Annotated in this window: 1 protein-coding gene; it reads left to right on the top strand. The window is 72.6% G+C overall.

The window, feature by feature from the left end:
- Window positions 1-405: 405 nt before the first annotated feature.
- Window positions 406-2,694, top strand: coding sequence for an RNA degradosome polyphosphate kinase (locus JFN87_RS32785; protein WP_209346106.1), 2,289 nt, complete (start codon window positions 406-408; stop codon window positions 2,692-2,694).
- Window positions 2,695-2,874 lie beyond the last annotated feature (180 nt).

Below are 2,874 nucleotides of genomic sequence, written 5' to 3'. Positions count from 1 at the left end.
CCCCCCCCCCCCCCCCCCCCCCCCCCCCCCCCCCCCCCCCCCCCCCCCCCCCCCCCCCCCCCCCCCCCCCCCCCCCCCCCCCTTTCTCCAAGCAGAAGAGGGTATACGAAATACATCGGAGACAGGAGTACAGACGTGTGCTCAACCAATCAAGGGGCACAGGCGCGGGGCCGGCGCGGACGCGGCACAAGCGGCATGGGCGGAGTCGCGGCGGCCTGGCCGGGCCGAAGCGCCCGGCCAGGCCGCGCTTGCTCGGGCGTCATCTTGTCGTCACCGTCGGTTCAGACAGCCTTGCGATCCTCGCTGGATGCAGCCCGCTGTGCCCCACACCCACACGGCAGGAACCCCGCCGTCCCCGCATGCTCCGGGACGCCCGTATCCGCTTCCGCGCGGAAGAATGGGGACATGAGTCAGCAGCCCGCCGAGGTTCCGGACCAGCAGCTCCTGCCCCCCACCGCGAGCACCGCGCGCACGCGGCGCAAGGCGCGTACGTCCACGCCCGAGCCGTCCGTGGGGTTCATCGCCGCGCACCGGCCGTACGCCGTCACGGGCTCCGTCTCCGACCTGGAGCCCGACCTCGACTCGGACCTCGACGCCTACGAGGAGGCCGGCGCCCCCGACGGGGCTGACGCGCTGCCGCGCGGGCGCTTCCTCGACCGCGAGCGCAGCTGGCTCGCCTTCAACGAGCGGGTGCTCGAACTCGCCGAGGACCCGGCCACGCCCCTGCTGGAGCGTGCGAACTTCCTCGCGATCTTCGCGTCCAACCTGGACGAGTTCTTCATGGTGCGCGTCGCGGGACTCAAGCGCCGCATCGCCACCGGCGTGGCCACCCGGTCCGCCTCTGGCCTGCAGCCGCGCGAGGTGCTCGACCTGATCTGGACGCGCTCCCGCGAGCTCATGGCCCGGCACGCCGCCTGCTACCAGCAGGACGTCGCCCCCGCGCTCGGCGACGAGGGCATCCACCTCGTCCGCTGGCCCGAGCTGAGCGAGACGGAGCAGGCACGCCTGTTCACGCTCTTCCGCCGGCAGATCTTCCCCGTCCTCACCCCGCTCGCCGTCGACCCGGCCCACCCGTTCCCGTACATCTCCGGGCTCTCGCTGAACCTCGCGGTCGTCGTGCGCAACCCGGTCAGCGGCCACCGCCACTTCGCGCGCGTCAAGGTGCCGCCCCTGCTCTCCCGCTTCCTGGAGGCCTCCCCCGGGCGGTACGTGCCGCTGGAGGACGTCATAGCCGCCCACCTCGAAGAGCTGTTCCCCGGCATGGAGGTGCTCGCGCACCACATGTTCCGGGTCACGCGCAACGAGGACCTGGAGGTCGAGGAGGACGACGCCGAGAACCTGCTCAAGGCCCTGGAGAAGGAGCTGATGCGGCGCCGCTTCGGGCCGCCGGTGCGCCTGGAGGTCGAGGAGTCCATCGACCCGTACGTGCTCGACCTGCTGGTGCGTGAGCTGAAGGTGTCCGAGGCCGAGGTGTATCCGCTGCCCGGGCTGCTCGACCTGACGGCGCTGTTCGGCGTGGCGTCGCTCGACCGGCCCGAGCTGCTGTTCCCGCGGTTCATCGCGGGCACGCACCGCGACCTCGCTGAGGTCGAGTCCGCGTCCGCGCCCGACATCTTCGCGGCGGTGCGCGAGCGCGACGTCCTGCTGCACCACCCGTACGACTCGTTCTCGACCTCCGTGCAGGCCTTCCTGGAGCAGGCCGCCGCCGACCCCGATGTCCTCGCGATCAAGCAGACGCTCTACCGGACGTCCGGCGACTCGCCCATCGTGGACGCGCTGATCGACGCGGCCGAGTCGGGCAAGCAGGTACTCGTCCTCGTCGAGATCAAGGCGCGCTTCGACGAGCAGGCCAACATCAAGTGGGCGCGCAAGCTCGAAGAGGCCGGCTGCCACGTCGTGTACGGCCTCGTGGGCCTGAAGACCCACTGCAAGCTGTCGCTCGTGGTACGGCAGGAGGGCGACGTCCTGCGTCGCTACAGCCACGTCGGCACCGGCAACTACCACCCGAAGACGGCGCGGCTGTACGAGGACCTCGGCCTGCTCACCGCCGACCCGCAGGTGGGCGCCGACCTGTCCGACCTGTTCAACCGCCTCTCCGGCTACTCGCGCCGCGAGACCTACCGGCGGCTCCTCGTCGCGCCGAGGTCCCTGCGCGACGGCCTGATCTCCCGGATCGGCAAGGAGACCGCGCACCACCGCGCCGGACGGCCCGCGTACATCAAGATCAAGGTCAACTCGATGGTGGACGAGGCCGTCATCGACGCCCTGTACCGGGCGTCGCAGGCCGGGGTGCCCGTGGACATCTGGGTACGGGGCATCTGCGCGCTGCGGCCCGACGTGCCGGGCCTGTCCGAGAACATCCGTGTGCGGTCCGTGCTCGGACGCTTCCTCGAGCACTCCCGGGTCTTCGCCTTCTGCAACGGCGGCGAGCCGGAGGTGTGGCTCGGCAGCGCCGACATGATGCACCGCAACCTCGACCGCCGCATCGAGGCCCTGGTGCGGGTCACCGACCCCGCCCACCGCGCGGCGCTGACCCGGCTGCTGGACACCGGCGTGTCCGACGAGACCTCGTCGTGGCACCTCGGCGCGGACGGCCAGTGGACGCGCCACGCGACGGACACGGAGGGGCAGCCGCTGCGGCACGTACAGGAAGCGCTCATCGACGCCCGGAGGCGCCGGCGTGCGGCACCATGAGGCCGGGACCGCCCGGCTGACGGCGGGGGACACACGGATGGCGGGGCACGCGGGGGCGGCCGGGGACGCCGGGGCGCGGGACACGTCGGCGGCGGGGGGCGCGGGGGCGGCCGCACGACCCCTTGAAGAAGGGCGAGGCGCCGGAGACGCCGGCGGACGGCGAGGACCGCACGGACGACG

Origin of the sequence: Streptomyces montanisoli (assembly GCF_017813245.1) — a bacterium.
In the GTDB taxonomy this organism is placed as follows: Bacteria; Actinomycetota; Actinomycetes; order Streptomycetales; family Streptomycetaceae; genus Streptomyces; species Streptomyces montanisoli.
The sequence above is the reverse complement of the archived record's forward strand: the minus strand, read 5'-3'. Positions and strand labels throughout refer to the sequence as shown.